A 23,029-nucleotide genomic window follows, 5' to 3' on the forward strand; every position below is an offset into this window, starting at 1 on the left:
CGGTGTCGTCCGGTTAGCTGTGCGCATGGACGAAGAACTGCACGAACGGGTGCGGGCGGTGATCGGCGACGTCCCGCCCGGCAAGGTCGCCACCTACGGCGACATCGCGAACCTGGCGGGCGCGCCGTCACCGCGCCTGGTCGGCGCGATCCTCGCCGAGGACGGGAGCGACCTGCCGTGGCACCGGATCCTGCGCGCGAACGGCACCCCGGCACCGCACCTGGCCGAGGAGCAGCTGGCCCGGCTGCGCACCGAGGGCGTGCTGGCCGACGGGCAGAAGGTGGACCTGCGGGTGTATCGCTGGCAACAGGAGGAGCCGGAGGGTGGCCTCTGGTGATCTTTTATGGTTAGCCTTGCCTAATGGCGAGTATGACGTACCACCCGCTGCGCGTGTCCGCCGTCCGGCGGCTCACCCCGCACCTGGCCCGGATCAGTTTCGATGTCGCCGCAGAGGTCGACGACGTGGGCCCGGACCAGTACGTCAAGCTGTTCTTCCCGGCGCCGGGCCAGGAACGGCCGGTGCTGCCGCCGCCGCTCGAAGGCGGCTCCGAAGACAACGCCGTGCTCTCCTGGTACCGCGTCTACCTGGCGATGCCGGATGCCGAACGCCCGCCGATGCGCACCTACACCATTCGCGCGATCCGGCCGGGTGAGGTCGACGTCGACTTCGTGCTGCACGACGCCGGCCCCGGGTCGACCTGGGCGGAACACGCCGCCGTCGGCGACGAGCTGATCTTCCTGACGCCGCCGCACGCGCTGTACTCGGTGCCGGAGGACACCGAGTGGCAGCTGCTGGTCGGTGACGAGTCGACCGTGCCCGCGGTGGGCGCGATCGTCGAGGGCCTGCCGGAGAACGCCGTGCTGCGGGCGTTCGTGGAGATCGCCGGGCCGGAGGAGGAGCAGGCCTTCGACACCGCCGCCAAGGACGTCGAGATCACCTGGGTGCACCGGGGCTCGCGGCCGCACGGAGAGGCCGTGCTCGACGCGGTCCGTACTGCTTCACTGCCCGATGGCAAGGCATACGCGTGGCTCTCCGGAGAGGCGAGCCTGGTCAAGTACGCGCGACGCCACCTGGTCCGCGAGCGCGGCGTCGACAAGCGGTCCATCACCTTCACCGGCTACTGGCGACAGGGCAAGAGCGAGGAGGAGGTCGGCCGGGAAAGCGTGCAGCGCATCGAATCCGGCGCTCCTGAACCGGCCGACGACGTCTAGGCCAGCTCGCGCACCAGCAGCTTGACCAGCGCGCCCAGCCGAGGCCGGTCCGGTTGCAGGGTCGGGACGCCGAGTTCGGTCAGCGGAGCCGCGGTCACCGAGCCGACGCACGCGCACACGACCTGACCGCGCAGCGCGTCGACCAGGGCGTCTCGGCGGTCACCGGCCAGCGTGAGCAGGTTCGCGGCGGCCGGGGCGCTGGTGAACGCGACCGCCCGCACCTCGCCGCTGATGACGTCGTCGATCAGCTGGTGCGCGGGGTCCAGGTCCGACGGCCACTGCCACCGGTACGGCTGCACCTCGACCACGTCCGCCCCGGCCTCGGTCAGCCGCGACGTGAACTCCGGCAGCGGCGTCCCGTGCAGCTGGACCGCGACCCGCCGCCCCGCCACGCCCGACGCCAGCAGGTGGTCGAAGAGTTCCGCGTTCGTCTCACCGGGGGCCGACCAGTCCTCCGACAATCCGAGCCCGCGCACCGCGCCCATCGCCTTCGGCCCGCGCACGAAAACCCGCGAAGCACCCAGGTGACGCAGCAGGTCGTCCCGCATGCCCCAGCCCTCGGCCGCGGTAACCCAGCCGCGGAACCCGGCGCCGGTGGTGATCGCGGTGAGGTCGACGGGAGCGGCGAGCACGGCGTCGGTCGCTTCTCGCAGCAAAGTGTCGTCCGGCAACGGCACGATCCGGATGGTCGGCGCGTGCCGTACCGAAGCGCCGTGCCGTTCCAGCGCGGTGATGAACTCCTCCGCGCGGCGTTCGGCGGTGATCCCGATGGTGACGCCGGAAAGTTCACCCATAGTGCGCCCCCATCTCCCTGATCGCCTCCGCCAGTTCGTCCCGCAGTGACGCGGGCTCCAGCACCTGCAGGTCCGGCCCGAAGCGGAGCAGCTCCCCGATCGCCGAGCGGCCCTGCTCCACCGGCAGTTCCATCCGAATCCACCCGTCCTCGTCCGGCTCGGAGGCCGTGTCCAGCGCTCGCGCGCCGACGGCTCCCGTGTAGAACGGTACGAGGGCCCGCGCGAGCGGGGACAGGCGCACCACCGCGGTCCGCGAGTACATCCGCCGTTCGAACTGCTCGGACCACTCCCGCCAGTACACGGACAGGTCGAAATCGGCGGGCCGGGTGAACGGTTCCAGCGTCGTCAGCGCCTCGATGCGTGAGACCCGATACGTCCGGTCGCTGCCCTCGCACCGCGCGGCGAGATACCAGTTGCCACCCTTCAGGATCAGGCCGAGCGGCTCGACTTCGCGCGTGACCTGCTGGTTCCCCCAGCGCCGGTAGTCGATCCGCAGCCGGCGGGTCTGCCAGACGGCCTCGGCCACCTCCGCCAGTTGCGGCAGGCTCTCGATCCCCCGGTGCCAGCCGGGAACGTCGAGGTAGAAGCGCTGGGCGACGGTCGCCGCGCGGGCGCGCAGGTCGGCGGGCAGCGCCGCGTAGAGCTTCAGCTGGGCCGCAGCGAGTACCGTGCCGAGCCCGAGTTCGGAGGCGGCCTCGGGCAGTCCGGCCAGCGACAGCGACCGCGCCTCGTCCTCGGTCAGCCCGGTCAGCCGCGTGCGGTACCCGTCGACGAGCTGGTAACCACCGGTGCGCCCGCGATCGGCGTAGACCGGCACGCCCGCCGCCGACAGCGCCTCGATGTCCCGGTACACCGTGCGCACCGAGACCTCCAGCTCGGCGGCGAGTTCGTCGGCCGTCATCCGGCCGCGGTTCTGCAACAGCAGCAACACCGACAGCAATCTGCTCGCCCGCATGGAAACCAGTATGACCGGAAAACCTGACACAAGCTGTCAGGTAAGGGCGGCAGAGTACTCCCCATGAACACATTCGCGATGAAGAGCTGGGACGAAAGCGTGGTCAGCGGCGCCGAGGACCAGCCGCGGTACGCACACGCACACGCCGTCATGACCTACTCGGGCCTGATCGAGGGCGAGTCGTCGGTCGACTACCTGCTCTACTACTCCGGTCCCGGCTACGACGGCGCCGGGAACCGCGCGCCGGGGTTCGAGCGGATCGAGGGCGCGGTCGACGGCCGCAAGGGCAGCTTCGTCATCCGGCACGAGGTAGGTTTCGACAGCAACGGCATCAACGGCACGTTCACCGTGGTCGACGGCTCAGGCACCGGCGAGCTGACCGGCCTGCGGGGCACCGGCACGATCGCCGGGGCCACGGGCGAGTCCGCGATGGCCTACACATTCGAGTACTCCATCTAGGACGGTCGCGATGGACAGGCAGCAGGTTGTGGCCTACCGGATCGCCGCGCAGGGGTTGCACCGTGAGACGGCCGATCCGCGGGAACTGGCCGTGTTCGATCTCGGGGTGCAGGACAACCAGCGCGGCGGCCCGGCCATCGCGCTGGCCGCACGGCTGTCCACTCCGGCCGCTGCCGACGAGGACGGCTTCGCGCTGCTCTGGTCGCACCGCGGCGCCCCGCACCTGCACCGCCGCCGCGATCTGAAGACGCTCGTGGCCAGCCTGGTTCCACTGTCCGAAATGGACGCGGAGGCACGGATGGGCTGGCAGCGCGCCCAGGTCGCCCGTGCCGGCGTCCCGGCCGCCGAAGCGCTGACGGTCACGGCGCGGGCGCTGCGCAAGGCGGTCGGCAAAACGATGACCAAGGGTGCCGCGAGCACCGCGGTCACCAAGCTGGTGCCCGAAGGCTTCTCCGTCTGGTGCCGCGGCTGCGGGGCCACGCACATCTTCGAGCAGCTGATGCGCCTGGCCGCGCCGCTCGCCGGGCTCGAGCTGGTGCCCGACGCGACCCCGGCCACGCTGACCCCGCTGAAGCCACGGGTACCGGTGCCCGCCAAACCGGACGTGCCCGCCGCGACCGCCGTCATGGCGGCCTACCTGCGCCTGCACGGTCCGGCCACGCACGGCGACGCGGGCGGCTTCTCCGGCACCACGGCCACCGTCGCCAAGGAAATGTGGCCGTCCGACCTCGTGGAAGTCCAGCTGGACAAGAAAAAACGCTACCTTCCCGCCGATTCCCTGCCCTTGCTGGAAAATCCGCCGGAACCGGACGTCGTGCGCCTGCTACCGCCGTCGGATCCCCTGCTCCAGGCCAGGGATCGCGACCTGCTCGTGCCGGAGAAGGCGCACCAGAAGGAGATCTGGAAGATCCTCGGCAATCCGGGCGCGGTGCTCGCCGACGGGGAGATCGCCGGCGTCTGGCGCCCGAAGACCTCCGGCAAGCGGCTCACCATCACGGTGTCGACGTTCTGGCCGCTGGCACCGGACATCCGTGACCGGGTCGGTCAGGAAGCCGAAGTGGTCGCCGCGGCCCGCGGGCTCACACTGCACACCGTGGCCTGGTCGTGATCGGCCCGGCCTGCTCGAAGGCGTACCCGATTTCGAGCAGCTTCCGGTCCTGCCGGTGCGGGCCGATGAGCTGCAGGCCGACCGGAAGGCCGTCCGGGGTGAACGCGGCCGGTACCGACAGCGCCGGGCAGCCGGTGACCGTGATCATCGAGCAGGCAGCCATCCAGCCCAGGTAGTCGGTCATCTCGACACCGGCGACCGACCGCGGGTAAACCAGGTCCACGTCGAACGGAACAACCTGGCTGACCGGGGCCAGCAGCACGTCGTAGGTCTCGAAGAACTCGTGGACCCCCTGGTGGATCGCGGCCTGCCGGGTTTCCGCGCGGCCGAGGTCGGGACCGGTGAGCGCCCGTCCCTGCTCGATGTTCCAGACGGCGTCGGGCTTCATCCGCTCGCGGTGCTGGTCGAGCAGTGAGCCGTAGGCGAGTTCCAGCTGCCAGGCACGCCGAGTCCGGAAGACCTCGTCGGCACCGGAAAGGTCGGGACACGCCTGCTCGACGGTCGCCCCCAGATCCTCGAAGACCTTCGTCGCGGGCAGCAGGGCGTCGATGACCGCGGGCTCCACCGGGACCAGTCCGCCGAAGTCCGGGGTCCAGGCGACGCGGAGTCCGCGCAACTCGCGGTCCAGCGGCTCGGTGAACTCCGCGCCGGTCCCGGCCAGCGAGGTCGGGCTGCGCGTGTCTTCACCGGCCAAAACCGACAGCAACAACGCCGTGTCGGCGACCGTGCGCGCCATCGGCCCCTTCGTGGACAGCGGCGACCACGGGGCCTTGTCCGGCCAGGACGGCACGCGGCCGGGGGACGGACGCAGGCCGACGACGTTGCAGAAGGACGCGGGATTTCGCAGTGAACCACCGGTGTCACTGCCGTCGGCCAGCGGGATCATGCCCGCCGCGAGCGCGGCGGCGGCCCCGCCACTGCTTCCGCCCGCGCTCTTGCCGAGGTCATAGGGATTCCGGGTGGCGCCGAAGACCGGGTTGAAGGTGTGCGAGCCGAGGCCGAGTTCGGGGGTGTTGGTCTTGCCGACGGTGATCGCGCCCGCGGCGCGCAGTCGCTGGATGATCAGGTCGTCCTGTACCGGCACGTGGTCAGCGAAGATGGGCGATCCGTAGGTGGTGCGGATCCCGGCCGTGGCCACCAAATCCTTGTGCGCCATGGGAATTCCGTGCAACGGGCCGACCTGTTCACCCGCGGCCAGCCGGTCGTCCGCCTTCGCCGCCTCGGTCAGCGCGCGCTCGGCGGTCAGCGTGACGATGGCGTTCACCGCGGGATTGGTCTCCTCGATCCGGCGCAGGTGCGCGTCGAGTACTTCGCGGCAGGACACCTCCCTGGTCCGGATCGCCGTCACGATGCTGAGTGCGTCATCGAAGTGCACGCCTGTATCTCCTGGTACTTAGAAGGATTCGAGAATCTGGGCCACGCCGAGGATCCCGAACAGCACGAAGGCACCGGCGAGACCGATGTTCGAGAGGATCCCGTTGCGGTAGACCGGTTCCACCGACCGGCGGTTGAGCAGCCAGAGCAGCGCGCCGGAGAGCACCGGCAGGATCAGCGCACCGAAAATGGCGTAGAGCATCACCAGCGTGACCGGCCGCCCGGTGAACACCACCACGACCGAGGTGAGCACGCAGTACCCGACAAAGGCGCGGAACGGCCGCGAGGTGGTGGCCATGTGCCGGTCGGCGTCCTCTTCGGGGATCGCGCGGATGACCCGGACGCAGTCGGCCATCAGGTAGGACAACGCGTTGAAACCACCCACGATCGAGCTGAACACCACAAAGAAGAAGGTGATCAGGAACAGGATCCGGGTCACCGAACCGAGCAGGTCGCCCATCGGATCGGCGAGCGCGGCCAGCCCGCTGCTGCCTGCGATGCTCTCCCCGGTGCCGTACAGCATCCCGGTGCCGAGCACGGTCATCGCGCAGACGAACAGGAAAACGACGGCGAAGCTGAGCCCCGAGTCGGCCCGCATGATCGGCAGCCAGCTCGAATCCCGCCAGCCCTTCTCCTTGACCCAGTACCCGTAGGCGGCGATGCCCGCGGAGCCGCCGATACCGCCGATCAGCGCGAGCACGGTCATGATCGACCCTTCCGGCAGGGCCGGTCGCAGGGTGGACACGAGCCGCCCCGGGTCGTCCATGTGCCCGATGACCACGGCGGCGGTGGCGACCGCGCCCGCGAACATCACGATCGTGAAGCCGGTCATCACCCGTTCGAACAGGCGATACCGGCCGACGACCACCATCGCCCCGGCGACCAGCGTGAGCACGATCGACATGGCCGTCACCGGCAGCGCGGGGAACAGGGCCGAAACCGCCAGCGCGGCGACCGACCCCAGCGCGGCACCGTAAACCAGGCCGATCACCAGCAGGAAAACCAGGAACACCCAGGGCAACCACCGGCTCGCCGTGCGGAGCCCGCTCATCGGGGTCAGCCCGGTGGCCAGGTGCAGGCGGCCCACCGCTTCGGTGATCGCGAACTTCACCACCACCCCGATGAGCGCGGCCCAGAGCAGGCCCATGCCGTAGGCCGACGCGCCGGACAGCGCGGTGACCATGTCCGCCGCGCCGATCCCGGCCGCGGCGAGCACCAGGCCGGGACCGAGGTAGGCGAGTCTCGCGCGCCAGCTGCGCGGGGCAAGCGGGGTTCCGGAAGCCGTCTGCGGTACGCGGAGATCGTCGCTCATGGTCGTCACCTTCCCGGCGTGGATTCCGGAGACTGTCCGCCGATGCGACTGAAACAGGCAAGATGAATGGGAACAATGAAGATATCGGACATAGGATTGGCGAATGAGTCCAGAAGCGCCACCCACTCCGGCGGTTCCGTTCGGCGAACTCGACCGCCGGATCGTCGGCGCGTTGCATGTGGACGGTCGGGCGTCGTGGCACCGCATCGCGAAGGTGCTCGGCGAGCAGGAACGCACCGTCACCCGTCGTGGCACCGAGTTGCTCAGGTCCGGCCTCGTCCGGATCACCGGTTTCGTGCTGCGCGCGGAAGGCGTGATCGTCGGCCTGAAGTGCGCGCCTGGCCAGGCCCGGCTCGCCGGCGGGGTGCTGGCGCGCCGCGAGGACACCCTGTTCACGCACGTGCTCACCGGCTCGACCGACTGCGTTGCCGAGATCTCCTGCTCACGGGAACGGCTGGCGTCGCTGGTCATGGACGAGCTGCCCGCCACGCCCGGCATGGTCACCAGCTTCACCCAGCCGGTGCTGCGGTACGTCCGGACCGCGCACGAATGGCATCCGGGCCTGATCACCGACGAAGAGCGCGCGAAACTCGAGGAGTCGGCCGCGATACCGCGCGAGCGCCGGGTCGGCGGATTGCAGGACCTGTCCAGGGGCGACCAGTTGCTGTTGCGCGCACTGGCCGATGACGGCCGCCGCACCTACGAAGAACTGGGCAGGCTGACCGGTTTGTCCGACGTCACCGCGCGACGTCACCTGGATCGCCTGCGCCGGGAGGGCCGCGTGCTGATCCGGACGGTGGTCAGCCCGCGGCTGGTCGGGTTGCCGGTGGAGGCAATGCTGTGGGTGACGGCGAGGCCAGCCGACGTCGGCGCGGTGGCCGACGGACTTCGTGAGTCACCGTTCGTGCGCTACGCCAGCAGGCTCGCCGGTGACCACCAGTTCCTGGTCAACGTGACACTGCCGTCGACGGCGGCCCTCGACGAGTTCATCAGCGACGCGGTGTGGGCGCGCCGGGTACAGAGCGTGGAGACCTCTTTTGTGCTCTCGACGCTCAAACGCAGCGGCCTGCTTTCCACAGCGGACTGAGCACTGTGAACCAGACGCGGTGGACTAAACGCTCACGAGGCTGGACTGGTAGCGCCGCACGACCAGATCGGCGATGGCCGGGTGCGCGCCGAGCGGTTCCGCCACCACGGCCGCGCCCGAGTCGACCAGCCGCCGGTGGAACAGGCCCGGCGCGAGCAGCCAGGAAGCCACCGCGACCCGGTGCCAGCGCAGCGAATCCACCACCTCGGCCACCGAAGGCCTTGCGGTGGCGGCAAAACCGACCCGCACCGGCACGCCCAGCCTGGCACGCAACGCCCGCGCGGCCACCCGGACCTCGCTGAGCGCACGGGGATCGCTCGATCCGGCGGCGGCCAGCACCACGGCGTCACCCTGGCGGTATCCGGCGTCGAGCAGGCGGTGTTCGAGCACGTCGATCAGCTCCGGGGCCGCACCGAACGCGGGCGTGACGCTGACCGACCGGTGCCCGCTCGCCTCGATCTGCGCCGGGATGTCCGTCCGCACGTGGTATCCCGACGCCAGGAACGCGGGCACCACCACGGCGGGCCCCGGCACGTCACCGAGCACGCTCGTCACGTCCGGCTGGAGCACGTCCGCGTAGGCGACACGCACCTCGACGTCGACCCGCTCCCGCACCAGTTCCGCCAGTTCCGAGATCACGCGAACCCCGGCAGGCGCCCGGGTTCCGTGTGCCACCAGCACGATCAAGCGATCCCCACCTTCTCCACGGCCAGCCGGTAGCCCCGCTTGACCACGGTCTGCACCAGTTTTCCCTCACCCAGCGACGTCCGGAGCCTGCCGACCGCCGTCTCCACCGCGTGCTCGTCACCGCCGCTGGGCAGCACGGTCATCAGCTGCCGCCGCGAAACCACCCGCCCCGGCTCGCGCGCGAGCGCGCGCAACACGGCCAGCTGAGCGGGGGCGAGCGACCGCAGTTCGCCGTCCACCACCACCGCCTGCCCGCGCAGCTCGACCTCGCGCCCGGCCACCCGCCACCGCGGCACCCGGTCCAGCAGCGCCTGCGACTGCGTGCGTGCCAGCGCGCCGATGCGGGAGCGTTCCGGTTGCACGACCGGGATGCCGAGCGCGGCGAACGGCGCGGCGGTGATCGGCCCGACGCAAGCGACCACCACCCGGTGGGTCAGCGCGTCCACCAGTTCCGCGTACCGCCCGGTCCGCTTGGCCACCGCGAACATGCTCGCCGCGGCGGGCGCGCTGGTGAACGGCATCGCGTCGATCCCGCCCTCCAGCACCGAATCGAGCAGCCGGTCCAGCGGGCCGGGGTCGGCGGGCCCCACCCACCGGTACACCGGGATCTCGATCACCTCGGCACCGGCACTGCGCAGCGACTCCACGAAGAACGGCAGTGGTTCGCCGTGCAGCTGGACCGCCACCCGACGCCCGTCCACCCCGGAGTCGAGCAGGTGCTGCAACAACTCCGCGTTGCTCTCCGACTCCGGTGAGTACACTTCGGACAGTCCGGCCGCGCGCACCGCCCCCTTCGCCTTCGGTCCGCGTGCCAGTACCGCGGCCTCGCCGAGCCGCGCCAGCACGGCGTCACCGAGGCCCCAGCCCTCGGCCGCCTCGATCCAGCCGCGGAAGCCGATGCCGGTGGTCGCCACCACCACGTCCGGCGCCTCGTCCAGCAGCCGCCGGGTGGCGCCGAGCAGTTCGGTGTCGTCGGACAGCGGCACGATCCGGATCGCCGGGCCGTACCGCACGGTCGCCCCCTTTCGCACGAACAGCGCCCCGAGCTCGTCAGCCCGGCGCGCCGCCGTGATCCCGATGGCGAAACCCGCCAGCGGTGGCAGGGCCGTCATGGCCCGCCCACCTCCACCGTGCCCGCCGCCACCCGCACCGGGTAGACCGCCACCCGGACCTCGGGATCGTCGACGCACTGACCGGTCGCCAGCTCGAAGCACTGCTTGTGCATCGGCGAGGCCACCACCGGCACCCCACCGCGGTCGCCGAGGATGCCGCGCGAGAGCACCGCGGCCCCGCTGAACGGGTCCACATTGGACAACGCGTACACGGCGTCGTCGCCGGTGCGGAAGATCGCCACCTGCGCACCATCCGGCAGCAGTGCGGCGACTCCGGCGCCGAGCGGCACCGAGTCGAGCGGGCACATCGCCAGCCAGGTTCGTTCCTGCATCGCGGTCATCGTGCTGCCACCTCCGGCATTCCCAGCGAAACCGGCACGTTCTGCTCACGTTCGACGCGGAACGAGATCGTCGGGTCCGGCGTGCCCGGCGCGTTCACGAACGAGGTGAACCGCGCGAGCTTCTCCGGGTCTTCGAGCACCCCACGCCATTCGTCGGCGTAGGAATCCACGTGCTTCTCCATCGCGGCGTCCAGCTCCTCGCAGATGCCGAGGCTGTCGTTGACGATCACGTCGTACAGGTGGTCGAGGCCGCCTTCCATCTCCTCGATCCACGGCGCGGTGCGCTGCAGCCGGTCGGCGGTCCGCACGTAGAACATCAGGAACCGGTCGATCGTGCGGAGCAGCGTCTCGCTGTCCACATCGGACACCAGCAGTCGCGCGTGCCGCGGCGTGGTACCGCCGTTGCCGCCGACGTAGAGGTTCCAGCCGTTCTCCGTGGCGATCACGCCGAAGTCCTTGCCGCGTGCCTCGGCGCATTCACGCGCACACCCGGAGACGGCCGCCTTCAGCTTGTGCGGCGACCGCAGGCCGCGGTACCGCAGCTCAAGCTCCACCGCCATGCCGACGCTGTCCTGGACCCCGTACCGGCACCAGGTGGAGCCGACGCACGACTTCACCGTGCGCAGCGCCTTGCCGTACGCGTGCCCCGACTCGAAACCGGCGTCCACCAGCCGGCGCCAGATCAGCGGCAGCTGGTCCACCGTCGCGCCGAACAGGTCGATCCGCTGGCCGCCGGTGATCTTGGTGTACAGCCCGAACTCCTCGCCGACCTCGGCGATCACCTTCAGCTTCGCCGGGGTGATCTCACCACCGGGGATGCGCGGCACCACCGAGTACGAGCCGTTGCGCTGGATGTTCGCCAGGAACCGGTCGTTGGTGTCCTGCAGCGTCGCCTGCTCGCCGCCGAGGATGTGCCCGTTGCCCAGCGTCGCCAGGATGGAGGCCACCGCGGGCTTGCAGATCGCGCAACCGGTGCCGGTGCCGTGCCGCGAGATCAGCTCGCCGAACGTGGTGATCCGGGTCGCGCTCACGATCTCGAACAGTTCCGCGCGGGAGAAGGAGAAGTGCTCACAAAGCGCCTTCGACTGCTCGACCCCGCACGAGTCCAGCAGCTTCGACAGCATCGGCACGCACGAACCACACGCCGTGCCCGCCCGGGTGCAGGCCTTGATCTTCGGCACGTCGTTGCACTCGTGTTCCAGGATCGCGTCGGTGATCGTCGCCTTGGTGACGCCGTTGCACGAGCAGACCTGGGCGTCCGGCGGCAACGCGTCCACACCGACGCCTTCGCCGCCACCCGACGGCGCGAGCATCGAACCCGGTGACGCGGGCAGCGGGCGGCCGACGAACGACCGCAGCATCGTGTACTGCGAAGCGTCCCCGACCAGAACACCGCCGAGCAGCGTCTTGCCGTCCTCGGAGACCACCAGCTTCTTGTAGTAACCGTCGATCGAATCGGCGAACACGACCTCACGCGCGCCCTCGGTGGCCGCGTGCGCGTCACCGAAGCTCGCCACGTCGACCCCGAGCAGCTTCAGCTTGGTCGACATGTCCTGCTCACCGAATTCGGCGTCCCCGCCGAGCAGCTGCGCCGCGACGATCTCCGCCATCGCGTACCCCGGCGCCACGATGCCGTACACGCGGTTCTCCACCGCCGCGCACTCACCGATCGCGAAGATCGCCGGATCGCTGGTGCGACAGCGGTTGTCCACCAGCACACCACCGCGTTCACCGACTTCGAGCCCGCTCGACCGGGCCAGGTCGTCCCGCGGGCGGATGCCCGCCGAGAACACCACCAGGTCCAGGTCCAGCTCGGTGCCGTTGGCCAGCTTGGCCAGCAGCCGGTCGCCGTCGGCCTCGATGACGCTCGCCGACGTTCCGGTGTGGACGGTCACGTCCAGCGCGGTGACCAGGTCGCGCAGCAGTCCGGCACCGCCGTCGTCGACCTGCAGCGGCATCAGGCGCGGGCCCATCTCCACCACGTGGGGTGAGAGTCCCATGTCCCGCAACGCCTTCGCGGCCTCCAGGCCGAGCAGGCCACCGCCGACCACCATCGCCGACCGGCGGCCGCGACCGGACGCACCGGCCGCGGCCCGGATGTCGTCGAGGTCCTCGATCGTCCGGTAGACGAAGCAACCGGGCAGGTCGTGACCAGGCACCGGCGGCACGAACGGCTTCGACCCGGTGGCCAGCACGAGCGCGTCGTAGGACTGCTCGAACCCGGCCTCGGTGCGGACCACGCGGTTCTCGCGGTCGACCGACACCACCGGGTCGCCGAGCCGCAACTCCACCCGGGAGTCACCGGCGTAGTCGGAACCGGGCAGCGCCAGCAGTTCCGCGTCCCAGCCGTCCACATAGGAGGTCAGCGCGACCCGGTCGTACGCCGGGCGTGACTCCTCGGCCAGCACGACCACGCGCCAGTCGCTCTCGCCCGCCCGCACGGCCTCGACCAGCCGGTGGGCGACCATTCCGTGCCCGGCGACAACCAGTGTCCGCATCGCTGCTCCTCCCACAGAAAACACAGTTCCTCAGACCTCGGCCCCGGCCAGGGCGGGGCTCGGCGAACGCACGCCTGCACGGCGCAGGTAGACGGCCCAGGTCACGCCGGCACAGACGAGGTAGAACGCGGTGAACGCGACAAACGCGGGGACTCCGCCACCGGTACCGGCGAAGGAGGCCCGGAAGGCCAGGTTGATGAACAGCCCGCCGATCGCGCCGATCGCCCCGGCCAGGCCGATCAGCGCACCGGACAGGCGCCGCGCCCGCAGCAGTTCGACCGTCTCGGACGCACCGGTTTCGATGGCCGACTGCGCCTTGGCGCGGAAGATCGCCGGGATCATCTTGTAGGTGGAACCGTTGCCGATACCGGAAAGCACGAACAACACGATGAAGGCGATGGTGAACATGGCCAGCGACTTTGCGTTGGACGCGGCGATCGCGCCCGTCGCGGCGATCGCCATGCCGCCGAAGGTCCACAGGGTCACCTTCGCGCCGCCGATCCGGTCGGCCAGCGTGCCACCGACCGGCCGGATCAGCGAACCGATCAGCGGGCCGAGAAAGGTCACCGCGGCGGCCTGCAGCGGCGTGCGGCCGAACTGGTTCTGCAGCACCAGGCCGAAGGCGAAGCTGTAGCCGATGAACGAGCCGAAGGTGCCGATGTAGAGGAAGGACATCACCCAGGTGTGCTTGTCCCTGACCACTTCGCGCATGGCCTTGGTGTCGCCGCGCACGCTGGCCAGGTTGTCCATGTACAGGTACGCGAGCAGCGCGGCCAGCACGATCAGCGGCAGGTAGATGAACAGCACCAGCCGCGGCGCCATCGCGCCGGCGGTGCCGATCACCAGCAGGCCGACCAGCTGGATCGCCGCCACGCCAAGATTGCCGCCGCCCGCGTTCAGCCCGAGCGCCCAGCCCTTGAGCCGTTCCGGGTAGAAGGTGTTGATGTTGGTCATCGAGGAGGCGAAGTTCCCGCCGCCGACCCCGCCGAGCGCGGCGACCAGCAGGAAGGTGCCCAGCGATGTCCCCGGCTCCATCACGATCGCGGCCAGCGTGGTCGGCACCACCAGCAGCGCCGCGCTGATCACCGTCCAGTTGCGACCGCCGAACTTGGCCACCGCGAAGGTGTACGGCAGGCGCATCAGCCCGCCGACCACGGTCGGGGTGGACACCAGCAGGAACTTGTCCGCCGCCGAGAAACCGTACTGCGGCCCCATGAACAGCACCATCACCGACCAGAGGGTCCAGATGGAGAAGCCGACGTGCTCGGCGAAGATGGAGAACCACAGGTTCCGCCGGGCCACCCGCTTGCCGGTGGTCTCCCAGAACTCCGCGTTCTCCGGTTCCCAGTGCTGTATCCAGCGTTTTGTCCGCATGTGTTGCCTTTCGCCGTTCAGGAGGTTTCGGCCAGCCAGCCGGCGATGCCCCGCACGGCATCGGCACAGCCACCGCAGCCGGTGGTCGCCCTGGTCGCCGCGGCCAGCGCGGGCACATCGGTGGCACCCGCCCGCCACTGCTCGACCAGCCGCCCCTTGGTCACCGAGTTGCAGCGGCAGACCACCGCGGTGGCGGGCAGGTTGGCCGGGTTCACCGACGGCGCCGCCGCTTCACCGGGACCGGGCAGCGCGCGGCCGAGCAGCAGCGCGAGCTTGTCCTCGGGGAGCCGGGCACCGCGGTCGTAGAGCTGGGTCAGGTTCGCCGCCGCGTCGGGCAGGCCGAGCACGATCGCGCCCGCCACCTTTTCCTCACGCACCAGCAGTTTCGCGTACCGGCCCCGGGTCGAGTCGGACACGCTGAGCACCTCGGCACCGGCGGCTTCGGTATCGCCGAACGCCGCCAGGTCGACCCCGCGAGCCTTGAGCCTGGTCACCACCGGGGTGCCCCGGTAGCGGGTGGCGGTGTTCTCGCCGGTGACCAGATCGGCCACCACGGCCGCCTGTTCCCAGGCGGGTTGCACCAGTCCGGACACCGTGCCGGGGTGCTGGGCGCAGTCACCGATGGCGAACACCCGGCCGTCGCTGGTGCGCAGGGAGTCGTCGACGAGCACACCGCGGTCCACGGCGAGCCCGGCTTCCGTGGCGAGCGCGACATCCGCGCGCACCCCGGCCGAGACCACCACCAGATCCGCCTGGACGTACGAACCGTCGTCCAGCTTGAGCCCGTCGCCGGGCAGGTAACGCGCCGCCGTCGCGCCGAGCTTGAACTCGATGCCCAGTCCTCGCAGGGTTTCCGCGAGCACCCGGCCGCCTTCCGGGTCGAGCTGGCGTTCCATCAGGTGCCCGACCGGGTGCACCACGGTGACCAGGTTCCCGCGCCCGGCCAGTCCGCGCGCGGCCTCAAGGCCGAGCAGCCCGCCGCCGAGCACCGCCACCGGCGCGCCGATGTTGGCCGCGTCGATGATGCGTTCGCAGTCGGCGAGGGTGCGGAACGGGACCACACCCGGCGAGGGCTCCCCGTTGTCCGTGGTCAGTCCTTCGACCGGCGGCAGCCACGGCTTGGCACCGGTGGCCAGCACCAGCGCGTCGCAGTCCACTGTGGACCCGTCGGCCAGCTCGATCCGGCGGGCCGTCCGGTCGATCCGCGCCACCGCGGTCCCCAGCCGCAGGTCGACGTCGTTCTCCTTGGCCCACTCGTTGTCGTGCAGCCACACCGACTCCGGGCGCATGGTGCCCGCGACCACACCGGAGAGCAGGACCCGGTTGTAGGCCGGGTAGCTCTCCGCGCCGATCACCGTCAGCGAAACCCTGGCCCCGGCGGGGTCGCGGCGCCGGATCTCCTCGGCGACCCTGGCCCCGGCCATGCCGTAGCCGATCACCACCACGTCGCGGGTCATCGCACACCCGCCAGCCGGACCGCGCACACCTTGAACTCCGGCATGCGGCTGGTCGGGTCGAGCGCCGGATTGGTCAGCAGGTTCGCCCGCTGCGCCCCGGGAAAGTGGAAGGGCAGGAACACCAGGTCCGGTCGCATCGACGAGACGCAGCGGACGCGAGCCTGGACCGCACCTCGCCGGGATTCGACCTCGGCCCAGTCGCCGTCGGCCAGTCCGGCCCGCGCGGCGGTGTCCGGGTGCACCTCGACGAAGGCCTCGGGCACGGCGTCGTTCAGCTCGTCGACCAGCCGCGTCTGCGCGCCCGACTGGTAGTGCTGGAGCACGCGGCCCGTGGTGGCCTGCAAGGGAAACTCGTCGTCCGTCGGCTCGGCGGGACCGCGGTGGTCGACCGCGTGGAACCGCGCCCGGCCGTCGGCGTGCGCGAAGCGGTCGAGGAACACGCGCGGGGACCCGGGGTGGTCCCGCTCGGGCACCGGCCAGTGCAGCCGTTCCCCGGCACGCAGCCGGTCGTAGGTCACCCCGGAGTAGTCGGCGAGACCGCCCTTCGAGGCGGCACGGAGTTCGTCGAAGACGGTTTCGGCGTCCACCGGGAACCGCCCGCCGGGTTGCCCGAGCCTGCTCGCCAGGCCGGACAGCACGTCGAGATCGGTGCGGACGCCTTCGGGCGGATCGATCGCGCGGCGGCGCAACAACACCCGCCCCTCGATGTTGGTCATCGTGCCCTCCTCCTCGGCCCACTGCGTGATGGGCAGCACAACGTCGGCGAGCGCGGCCGTTTCGGACAGCACCAGATCGGCCACCACCAGGAAGTCCAGCGCACCGAGCCGGTCGGCGACGCGCGCCGACCGCGGCGCGGACACCAGCACGTTGCTGCCGAAGACCAGCAGCCCGCGCGGACCGTTCTCGGTGCCCAGCGCGTCGAGCAGTTCGTAGGCGGAGCGGCCGGGACCGGGCAGCGATTCCGGTGACACGCCCCACACCCCGGCCACGTGCGCCCGCGCGGCGGGGTCGTCGATGCGCCGGTACCCGGGCAGCTGGTCGGCCTTCTGCCCGTGCTCACGGCCGCCCTGCCCGTTGCCCTGCCCGGTCAGGCAACCGAAGCCCGACCCGGCGCGGCCGGGAAGTCCCAGTGACAGGGCCAGGTTGATCCACGCGCTGACCATGTCGGCGCCGCTGGCGTGTTGCTCGGTACCGCGCGCGGTGAGGATGTACGCGTTGCGTGCATTCGCCAGCCGCGCGGCGACCGCGCGCTGGTCGGCGGCCGACACCCCGGTGATCCGCTCGACCCGTTCCGGCCACCACGCCGCCGCGATCCGCCACACCGCTTCGAAACCCGTGGTACGTTCGTCCACATAGGACTGATTGAGCCGGCCGTCGGCCACCACCGCGTGCAGGATGCCCAGTGCCAGCGCCAGATCCGTGCCGGGAGCCGGTTGCAGGTGCAGTTCGGCCAGCTCGGCGGTCGGCGTGCGCCGGGGGTCGACCACGATCAGCCCGCGCTTGAGGTACCGCGCGAACGGCGGCATGGTCTCGGCCGGGTTCGAGCCGACGAGCAGGATCGCGTCCGCCTCGGCGAGGTCCTCCAGCGGGAACGGCAGGCCGCGGTCGAGGCCGAACGCGCGCATCCCGGCCGCGGCCGCCGAGGACATGCAGAACCGGCCGTTGTAGTCGACCTGCGAGGTGCCGAGCGCGACGCGCGCGAACTTCCCCAGCAGGTAGGCCTTTTCGTTGGTCAGCCCGCCGCCGCCGAACACCGCGTTCGCGTCCGCGCCGTGCTCCCGCTTCAACTCCGCCAATCGGGTGGCGACCAGGTCGAGCGCCGCGTCCCAGCTCGCCGGGCGCAGTTCGCCGTCGACGCGGATCAGCGGGGTGGTCAGGCGGGCCGGGGAACGCAGCAGACTGCCCGCGGTCCAGCCCTTCTGGCAGAGCCCGCCCTCGCCCGCCGGGGCGGTTTCGGTGCCGCGCACCGCCATCGCGCACTGCAGCGCGCAGTACGGACAGTGTGTCGCAGTGCTGGTCACCGGCTCGCTGATCGCGGTCATCGGCCTCCTTCCGCCTGTCCTGACGGTAAGGAGCGCTTGTTACTCGAATACGACCAAATGTTTCAGGCGTTTGACATTGCCCGGACGATTGCGGGCCGGTGACGGTGAAGTTTCAGAGCAGCGCGCTGACCTCACGGGCGGCAACCCGCAGGCCATCAAGGGAAGACGGGGTGAAATCCGGGTCCAGTGCGATGATCGCCAGCCGGAACAGTGTGGCGCGCAACACAAGCTGCGGCCACTCGGGCAGATGTGCCCAGCGTTGCAGGAGTTGCGAGTCGGCCCCGCCCCAGGCGAGCGCGTCCACGGTGGCCACCGCGGCGCCCCATTCGGCGGGCCGGAAGTACGGTTCGAAGTCGACGATGCCGGGCGGTTCGTCCCCGTCGAAGAGGACCCGGCCGAACAGCTCGCCGTGCACCAGCTGGTCCGGTCCGTGCACCGGGCGGCGTGCGCCGGCGAGCACCTCGAACCAGCCGCCGCCCTTCTTCTCGTCCAGCTCGGGTTCGAGTTCTTCCCAAGCCATCCGGTCGGCGATCGCGTAGACGTCGCGGCGCCCGGCCAGGAAGTCCGGCCGCGGCTCGTCCGCGGTCGCCTGGTGCAGCTTCACCGCGGCCAGCACCAGTTCGTCGTAGCGCGGCTGCGGCGTGCCGGAGATGAACCGGCACGCCGTCCAGCCCGCCACGATCGACCGGCCGTCGGTGGACCGGACCGGCCGGGCGACCCGCACGTCCGGCAGCGAGATGCGCTCCATCGTGCGGGCCTGCCACAGCGTTCGCGCGCGGTCGTGCACCGGCTTGAGCACCAGGTCACCGCAGCGCCAGCCCAGTCCGGACGGCATCGGCTCCGGTTCGGCGCCCTTCGCCCCGAACGCCGCCATGGCGTGCGGCGGCGGGGGCTGGCGTCTCGGGGCCGGTGCGGTCACATCCCGCACGCTATCGCGCTGACGCGCGGGATCAAGGGATCCTTAGTAGGTCGGCAGACTCGGGTCGACCTGCCGCGCCCACGCGAGCACCCCGCCACCGAGGTGCGTGGCATCCTTGAACCCGGCCTGGTGCAGCGCCGCCAGTGCCTCCGCCGAGCGCGCGCCCGACTTGCAGTGCAGCACGATCGGCTTGTCCTGCGGCAGTTCGGCCAGCGCCTCCCCGGACAGGATCCGGTCCTTCGGGATCAGCTTCGCGCCCTTGATGTTCACGATCTCGTACTCGTGCGGCTCGCGGACGTCGATCAGCTCGAAGTTCTCGCCGTTGTCGAACTTGGCCTTCAGCTCGGCCGCGGTGATCGTGCTGTTCGACGCGGCCTGCTGCGCCTCGTCGGAGACCACCCCGCAGAACGCCTCGTAGTCGATCAGCTCGGTGATCTTCGGCGTGTCCGGGTCCTTGCGGATCTTGACCTCGCGGTACCGCATCTCCAGCGCGTCGTAGCTGATCAGGCGGCCGAGCAGCGGCTCACCGATGCCGGTGATCAGCTTGATCGCCTCGTTCACCATGATCGAGCCGATCGAGGCGCACAGCACGCCGAGCACCCCGCCCTCGGCGCACGAGGGCACCATGCCGGGCGGCGGCGGCTCGGGGTAGAGGTCGCGGTAGTTCAGCCCCTTGCCGTTCGGCGCGTCCTCCCAGAACACGCTGACCTGGCCCTCGAACCGGAAGATCGAGCCCCAGACGTACGGCTTGCCGAGGATCACCGCGGCGTCGTTGACCAGGTAGCGGGTGGCGAAGTTGTCCGTGCCGTCGACGATCAGGTCGTAGTCGCGGAAGATGTCCAGCGCGTTCGAGCTCTCCAGCCGCTCGGTGTGCAGGTGGACCTTCACGTTCGGATTGGTCTCGGCCAGCGACTCCTGGGCGGAGGCGGCCTTCAGCTTGCCGACGTCGCTCTGCCCGTGGATCACCTGGCGCTGGAGGTTCGACTCGTCGACCACGTCGAAGTCGACGATGCCCAGCGTGCCGACCCCGGCCGCGGCCAGGTACAGCAGGGCCGGGCTGCCCAGTCCGCCGGCGCCGATGACCAGCACCTTGGCGTTCTTGAGCCGCTTCTGCCCGTCCATCCCGACATCCGGGATGATCAGGTGACGGCTGTAGCGGGCCACCTCGTCCTTGGTGAGCTCGGCGGCCGGCTCGACGAGCGGCGGCAGCGTACCTGACATCGTGGTGGACCTCCATACTTCGCGCGGCGTTCTCGCGTACCACTATGCCTAACGCACTCCCGCCGCCCGGTCTTCCCCCGGTCCACCTGGTGGGAAGGGGTTGCGGTCAGCCCGCCTGCGCCCCCGGGTTCGGGTAGCTGTTCGGCTTGCAGACCTTGCCGTCGGCGGGCACCGAGTTCCGGTCGCCGCCGGGCACGTTGTTCAGCTTGGCCACGTAGTCGTTGGCCACGCCGAAGCTCTGCTGCATCATCACCGGCGCCAGGTCGCCGTCCTTGCCGCAGCCGATGTGCCCGTGGCCCAGCGCGTGCCCGACCTCGTGGTTGATCGCGTACTCGCGGTAGGCCAGCAGGTCCGAGCTGAACGCCTTGGCGCCGCGCACCCAGCGGGCGAGGTTGATCACCACCTGCTTGGTGTCACCCTTGCGGCACGAGGCCTCGTACGGGATGGACGAACCGCACACCCGTTTCGCGGTGTCCGAAGTGGTCAGCGCGACCTTGAAGTCGGCGGTCGGGTCGCTGTTGTCCACCCGCTGCAGCCGCAGCTGCCCGCTGCCGGCCCAGCCGCGCGGGTCCTCGGAGAGGATGCCCTGCACGGTGTTCGCGAAGGTGTCCTCACCACCGATGTCGTCCGGCGGGATGCCGTCCTCGATCTCGATCGTGTACTTCCACAGCTTGCCGCCGCTGCCGAACGGTTCCGACTTGCCGGGCACCACGTGCCAGGTGCCTTCGCCCTTCTGCGCGTACGGCTTGCCCTCCGGCAGGTCGGCGGTCGGGATGTTCAGGTCGGCCTGCGGGGCGGGCAGCTCGGCGCCGGCGGGCGCGGCCTCGCCCTCGCCGTTGGTACCGGAGCCCTCGCCACCGGCCAGCGTGGTCGAGGTCTGCTCGGCCGGGGGCGTCTCCGGCGGGCTGGTCGCTGTGTCGAAGACCACCAGCGCGGTCACCACGGCCAGTACCGGCAGGGCGTACACGCGCCAGCCGTAGGTCTTGGTCAGCTTGCCGACCTTGCCGCGCTTCGGCGCGGGCTGCGGCTCCTCCTCACGGGGGCGCCACGACGCGCTCAGCGGCTCCGCGGCGGTGCGCCGGGAACCGGGGCGGTAGCGCTCCTCACCGGCGCGAACGGCTCGTCCGCTGCCCGTGTGGTAGCTGCCGTAGCGGTCGGAACGACGGGCCGACGAGGAGTGCGGCGACCGTTCACCGCCGCCTCGCGCGCCATTCGTCACCCGGTTCGCCACGCGTCCAGGGTGCCATATCCAAAACGTTATGCCGTCGCCGACCGGCGCCCGACACCCCGGAAATCCCTCACCCGAACGGGTTACCAGCGATCTGCTTCGACACGCTCCCACATACCCAGCACGGCCTTCGCTACGGTATTCGGGCGTTCCATCTGGGCCACATGGCCCGTTCGTGGCAGGACGAGTAGACGCGCACGCGGCATCAGTGTCGCCGTCCGTGATGCACGCCGCACCGAAATCACCCGGTCCTTCTCACCCCACACGACCAGCGTCGGCACGGTCACCTCGGCCGCCGCCGCCCACAGCGAGGCCGGGCCCCGGCTGAACCAGGCGCGGAAGATGCCGAAGGTGCTGCGGGCCATCGCGGGCGCGGCCCAGGCGAACTCGGCCCGCGCGCTGTGCTCCTCGGCGAGTTCGGCGAGCCGCCGCTCGGAGAAGGCCGCCGGATCGGCGAAGCACAGCTTGATCACCTGCTTCGCGCGTTCCTCCGGGCCGAGCGCGGCCAGCGCGCGGCGGACCCGCTTGCCGACGAACGGCAGGTAGGCCAGCGCCATCCGCGGGTCGGACAGCCGCCGGTGGTCGACCCGCCGGTCCGGCATGGCCGGTGAGATCAACGTCAGCGTGCGCACCAGCTCCGGCCGCCGCGCGGCCACCAGCAGCGCGATCGCCCCGCCCATCGAGTTGCCCAGCAGGTGCACCGGGCCCTTGCCGAGCCCGTCGAGGAACTCGGCGAGCAGCGCGGCGTGCGAGTTGAGGCCGAAGTCGAACTCCGAGGGCGGCTCGGAGAAGCCGAACCCGGGCAGGTCGACCGCGATCCCGGTGGCCGCGGGCGCGAGCAGGGCGGCCAGCTCGGTCCAGTTCGTCGACGAACCGCCGAGCCCGTGGACGTAGACCGCGACCGTGCCGTCCGCGCCCGGCGTCCGGCGCAGGTGCAGCCCGACGCCGCCGATTTCCTCGGTTTTGCCTGGCCACGGCTCCACGTGCGGGTCGAGCGGCGGCAGCGGGGTGGTGCTCAGCGGCACATGGGTGATCGGCGTTCTGCCGTTGGGGGTAGTCGGCGGCACTGCTCCAGAATGCCTGATCTGGCCGGACGCTTGGCGTTCGATCAGTACCGACGAGTAATGTCAGGGGGACGCTTCGGCCGTGGTGACCCCCGCGCGAAGCGAGATGGTCTGGAGGGACTGATGACGGAAGCGGCTCAAAGCACCCCGCGGACGCAGGTGCGGCTGCCTCGCACGGAACGGCGGGCCCAGCTGCTGACCGCCGCCCAGCGGGTGTTCGCCGCCAACGGCTACCACGCGGCGGCGATGGACGAGATCGCCGAGCAGGCCGGGGTCAGCAAGCCCGTGCTCTACCAGCACTTCCCCGGCAAGCTCGACCTCTACATCGCGCTGCTGGAGAGCCACGTCGACGAGCTGGTGCGGCGGGTGCGCGCGGCGCTGGACTCCACCACGGACAACAAGCAGCGCGTTCCGGCCACGGTCGGCGCCTTCTTCGACTTCGTCAACGGCGACGCCGGCGCGTTCCGGATGATCTTCGAATCCGACCTGCGCGGCGAGCCCGCCGTGCAGCAGGCGGTGGACAGGGCGACCTCGGCGAGCGTGGACGCGATCACCGAGACGATCACCTCGGACGCCGGTCTCGACGAGGACCGCGCCCGCCTGCTGGCCGTCGGACTGGTCGGGCTGAGCCAGGTCAGCGCCCGGTTCTGGCTGGCCAACCACAGCTCGATCAGCCGCGAGGAGGCGGTCGCGCTGACCTCCACCCTGGCCTGGCGCGGCATCGGCGCCGGCTTCCCCCTGCAGCACTCGTGAGGTGAGGTCAGGGCGGTGCCACACCGCCCTGA

21 protein-coding genes are annotated in these 23,029 nt (G+C 70.8%); 6 read left to right on the forward strand and 15 right to left on the reverse strand.

Going from position 1 to position 23,029, the window contains the following annotated elements; all coding sequences use genetic code 11:
- Window positions 1-25 precede the first annotated feature (25 nt).
- On the forward strand, window positions 26-337 hold the full coding sequence (locus YIM_RS41935; protein ID WP_153035644.1) for an MGMT family protein: 312 nt from the start codon (window positions 26-28) through the stop codon (window positions 335-337).
- A gap of 32 nt (window positions 338-369) precedes the next feature.
- Complete coding sequence (locus YIM_RS41940; RefSeq protein ID WP_153037591.1) at window positions 370-1,212, forward strand: siderophore-interacting protein; 843 nt, start codon at window positions 370-372, stop codon at window positions 1,210-1,212.
- On the opposite strand, the gene YIM_RS41945 is transcribed toward YIM_RS41940, so the two are convergent.
- Together YIM_RS41945 and YIM_RS41950 are read right to left on the reverse strand one after the other, a co-directional pair.
- Window positions 1,209-2,006 carry a uroporphyrinogen-III synthase gene (locus tag YIM_RS41945; protein ID WP_153035645.1) on the reverse strand — a complete coding sequence of 266 codons (798 nt, stop codon included), beginning with the start codon at window positions 2,004-2,006 and terminating at the stop codon, window positions 1,209-1,211. The genes YIM_RS41940 and YIM_RS41945 overlap by 4 nt on opposite strands.
- Window positions 1,999-2,961, reverse strand: a complete 963-nt coding sequence (locus YIM_RS41950) for a YafY family protein (RefSeq protein ID WP_153035646.1) — start codon at window positions 2,959-2,961, stop codon at window positions 1,999-2,001. Before YIM_RS41950 ends, YIM_RS41945 begins: the two co-directional genes overlap by 8 nt.
- A gap of 63 nt (window positions 2,962-3,024) precedes the next feature.
- Between YIM_RS41950 and YIM_RS41955 the strand changes: the two genes are divergently transcribed.
- Window positions 3,025-3,420 (forward strand): DUF3224 domain-containing protein, encoded by a 396-nt coding sequence (locus YIM_RS41955; protein WP_153035647.1) that lies wholly within the window; start codon window positions 3,025-3,027, stop codon window positions 3,418-3,420.
- 10 nt (window positions 3,421-3,430) lie between these two features.
- Window positions 3,431-4,528, forward strand: a complete 1,098-nt coding sequence (locus tag YIM_RS41960) for a winged helix DNA-binding domain-containing protein (RefSeq protein ID WP_153035648.1) — start codon at window positions 3,431-3,433, stop codon at window positions 4,526-4,528.
- On the opposite strand, the gene YIM_RS41965 is transcribed toward YIM_RS41960, so the two are convergent.
- Window positions 4,500-5,903: an amidase gene (locus tag YIM_RS41965; RefSeq protein ID WP_153035649.1), complete on the reverse strand. Its 1,404-nt coding sequence runs from the start codon at window positions 5,901-5,903 to the stop codon at window positions 4,500-4,502. The two genes, YIM_RS41960 and YIM_RS41965, sit on opposite strands and share 29 nt — an antisense overlap.
- A gap of 18 nt (window positions 5,904-5,921) precedes the next feature.
- The gene (locus YIM_RS41970; RefSeq protein ID WP_153035650.1) at window positions 5,922-7,214 is read right to left on the reverse strand and encodes an Nramp family divalent metal transporter; all 1,293 of its coding nucleotides are present in this window, start codon (window positions 7,212-7,214) and stop codon (window positions 5,922-5,924) included.
- 103 nt (window positions 7,215-7,317) lie between these two features.
- Between YIM_RS41970 and YIM_RS41975 the strand changes: the two genes are divergently transcribed.
- Window positions 7,318-8,301, forward strand: coding sequence for an Lrp/AsnC family transcriptional regulator (locus tag YIM_RS41975; RefSeq protein WP_153035651.1), 984 nt, complete (start codon window positions 7,318-7,320; stop codon window positions 8,299-8,301).
- A gap of 24 nt (window positions 8,302-8,325) precedes the next feature.
- On the opposite strand, the gene YIM_RS41980 is transcribed toward YIM_RS41975, so the two are convergent.
- The 11 genes from YIM_RS41980 to YIM_RS42030 form a co-directional block, all read right to left on the reverse strand.
- A complete protein-coding gene (locus YIM_RS41980) occupies window positions 8,326-8,982 on the reverse strand; it encodes a sirohydrochlorin chelatase (protein ID WP_370469048.1) in 657 nt (218 codons plus the stop codon).
- Window positions 8,983-8,984: 2 nt separating this feature from the next.
- Entirely contained in the window at window positions 8,985-10,100 is a 1,116-nt protein-coding gene (locus YIM_RS41985) for a uroporphyrinogen-III synthase (protein ID WP_153035653.1), read from the reverse strand.
- On the reverse strand, window positions 10,097-10,441 hold the full coding sequence (gene nirD / locus YIM_RS41990; protein WP_153035654.1) for a nitrite reductase small subunit NirD: 345 nt from the start codon (window positions 10,439-10,441) through the stop codon (window positions 10,097-10,099). The genes YIM_RS41985 and nirD overlap by 4 nt, the downstream gene beginning before the upstream one ends.
- A complete protein-coding gene (gene nirB / locus YIM_RS41995) occupies window positions 10,438-12,939 on the reverse strand; it encodes a nitrite reductase large subunit NirB (RefSeq protein WP_153035655.1) in 2,502 nt (833 codons plus the stop codon). The genes nirD and nirB overlap by 4 nt, the downstream gene beginning before the upstream one ends.
- Before the next feature lie 30 nt (window positions 12,940-12,969).
- A complete protein-coding gene (locus tag YIM_RS42000) occupies window positions 12,970-14,313 on the reverse strand; it encodes a NarK/NasA family nitrate transporter (protein WP_153035656.1) in 1,344 nt (447 codons plus the stop codon).
- A gap of 17 nt (window positions 14,314-14,330) precedes the next feature.
- Complete coding sequence (locus YIM_RS42005) at window positions 14,331-15,770, reverse strand: FAD-dependent oxidoreductase (protein ID WP_153035657.1); 1,440 nt, start codon at window positions 15,768-15,770, stop codon at window positions 14,331-14,333.
- Window positions 15,767-17,812 carry a molybdopterin oxidoreductase family protein gene (locus YIM_RS42010; RefSeq protein ID WP_194239923.1) on the reverse strand — a complete coding sequence of 682 codons (2,046 nt, stop codon included), beginning with the start codon at window positions 17,810-17,812 and terminating at the stop codon, window positions 15,767-15,769. Before YIM_RS42010 ends, YIM_RS42005 begins: the two co-directional genes overlap by 4 nt.
- Before the next feature lie 112 nt (window positions 17,813-17,924).
- A complete protein-coding gene (locus YIM_RS42015) occupies window positions 17,925-18,731 on the reverse strand; it encodes a TIGR02569 family protein (RefSeq protein ID WP_228004355.1) in 807 nt (268 codons plus the stop codon).
- Between the two features lie 42 nt (window positions 18,732-18,773).
- Entirely contained in the window at window positions 18,774-19,952 is a 1,179-nt protein-coding gene (gene moeZ, locus YIM_RS42020; RefSeq protein WP_153035658.1) for an adenylyltransferase/sulfurtransferase MoeZ, read from the reverse strand.
- Window positions 19,953-20,058: 106 nt separating this feature from the next.
- Window positions 20,059-21,183, reverse strand: coding sequence for a DUF3152 domain-containing protein (locus tag YIM_RS42025; protein WP_153035659.1), 1,125 nt, complete (start codon window positions 21,181-21,183; stop codon window positions 20,059-20,061).
- A gap of 80 nt (window positions 21,184-21,263) precedes the next feature.
- On the reverse strand, window positions 21,264-22,247 hold the full coding sequence (locus tag YIM_RS42030) for an alpha/beta fold hydrolase (RefSeq protein WP_228004356.1): 984 nt from the start codon (window positions 22,245-22,247) through the stop codon (window positions 21,264-21,266).
- A gap of 120 nt (window positions 22,248-22,367) precedes the next feature.
- Here YIM_RS42030 and YIM_RS42035 point away from each other — a divergent pair, with 120 nt between their 5' ends.
- Window positions 22,368-22,997: a TetR/AcrR family transcriptional regulator gene (locus tag YIM_RS42035; RefSeq protein ID WP_153035660.1), complete on the forward strand. Its 630-nt coding sequence runs from the start codon at window positions 22,368-22,370 to the stop codon at window positions 22,995-22,997.
- Window positions 22,998-23,029: the final 32 nt, after the last annotated feature.

It is taken from the genome of Amycolatopsis sp. YIM 10 (assembly GCF_009429145.1).
Taxonomy (GTDB): Bacteria; Actinomycetota; Actinomycetes; order Mycobacteriales; family Pseudonocardiaceae; genus Amycolatopsis.

Coding starts and splice junctions, on each gene's coding strand:
- YIM_RS41955 (WP_153035647.1), top strand. CDS start 3,025: ATGAACACATTCGCGATGAAGAGCTGGGACGAAAGCGTGGTCAGCGGC.
- YIM_RS41985 (WP_153035653.1), bottom strand. CDS start 10,100: ATGACGGCCCTGCCACCGCTGGCGGGTTTCGCCATCGGGATCACGGCG.
- YIM_RS41950 (WP_153035646.1), bottom strand. CDS start 2,961: ATGCGGGCGAGCAGATTGCTGTCGGTGTTGCTGCTGTTGCAGAACCGC.
- nirD (WP_153035654.1), bottom strand. CDS start 10,441: ATGACCGCGATGCAGGAACGAACCTGGCTGGCGATGTGCCCGCTCGAC.
- YIM_RS42005 (WP_153035657.1), bottom strand. CDS start 15,770: ATGACCCGCGACGTGGTGGTGATCGGCTACGGCATGGCCGGGGCCAGG.
- YIM_RS41975 (WP_153035651.1), top strand. CDS start 7,318: ATGAGTCCAGAAGCGCCACCCACTCCGGCGGTTCCGTTCGGCGAACTC.
- YIM_RS42035 (WP_153035660.1), top strand. CDS start 22,368: ATGACGGAAGCGGCTCAAAGCACCCCGCGGACGCAGGTGCGGCTGCCT.
- nirB (WP_153035655.1), bottom strand. CDS start 12,939: ATGCGGACACTGGTTGTCGCCGGGCACGGAATGGTCGCCCACCGGCTG.
- YIM_RS41945 (WP_153035645.1), bottom strand. CDS start 2,006: ATGGGTGAACTTTCCGGCGTCACCATCGGGATCACCGCCGAACGCCGC.
- YIM_RS41960 (WP_153035648.1), top strand. CDS start 3,431: ATGGACAGGCAGCAGGTTGTGGCCTACCGGATCGCCGCGCAGGGGTTG.
- YIM_RS41935 (WP_153035644.1), top strand. CDS start 26: ATGGACGAAGAACTGCACGAACGGGTGCGGGCGGTGATCGGCGACGTC.
- moeZ (WP_153035658.1), bottom strand. CDS start 19,952: ATGTCAGGTACGCTGCCGCCGCTCGTCGAGCCGGCCGCCGAGCTCACC.
- YIM_RS41940 (WP_153037591.1), top strand. CDS start 370: ATGACGTACCACCCGCTGCGCGTGTCCGCCGTCCGGCGGCTCACCCCG.
- YIM_RS41970 (WP_153035650.1), bottom strand. CDS start 7,214: ATGAGCGACGATCTCCGCGTACCGCAGACGGCTTCCGGAACCCCGCTT.
- YIM_RS42000 (WP_153035656.1), bottom strand. CDS start 14,313: ATGCGGACAAAACGCTGGATACAGCACTGGGAACCGGAGAACGCGGAG.
- YIM_RS42010 (WP_194239923.1), bottom strand. CDS start 17,812: ATGACCGCGATCAGCGAGCCGGTGACCAGCACTGCGACACACTGTCCG.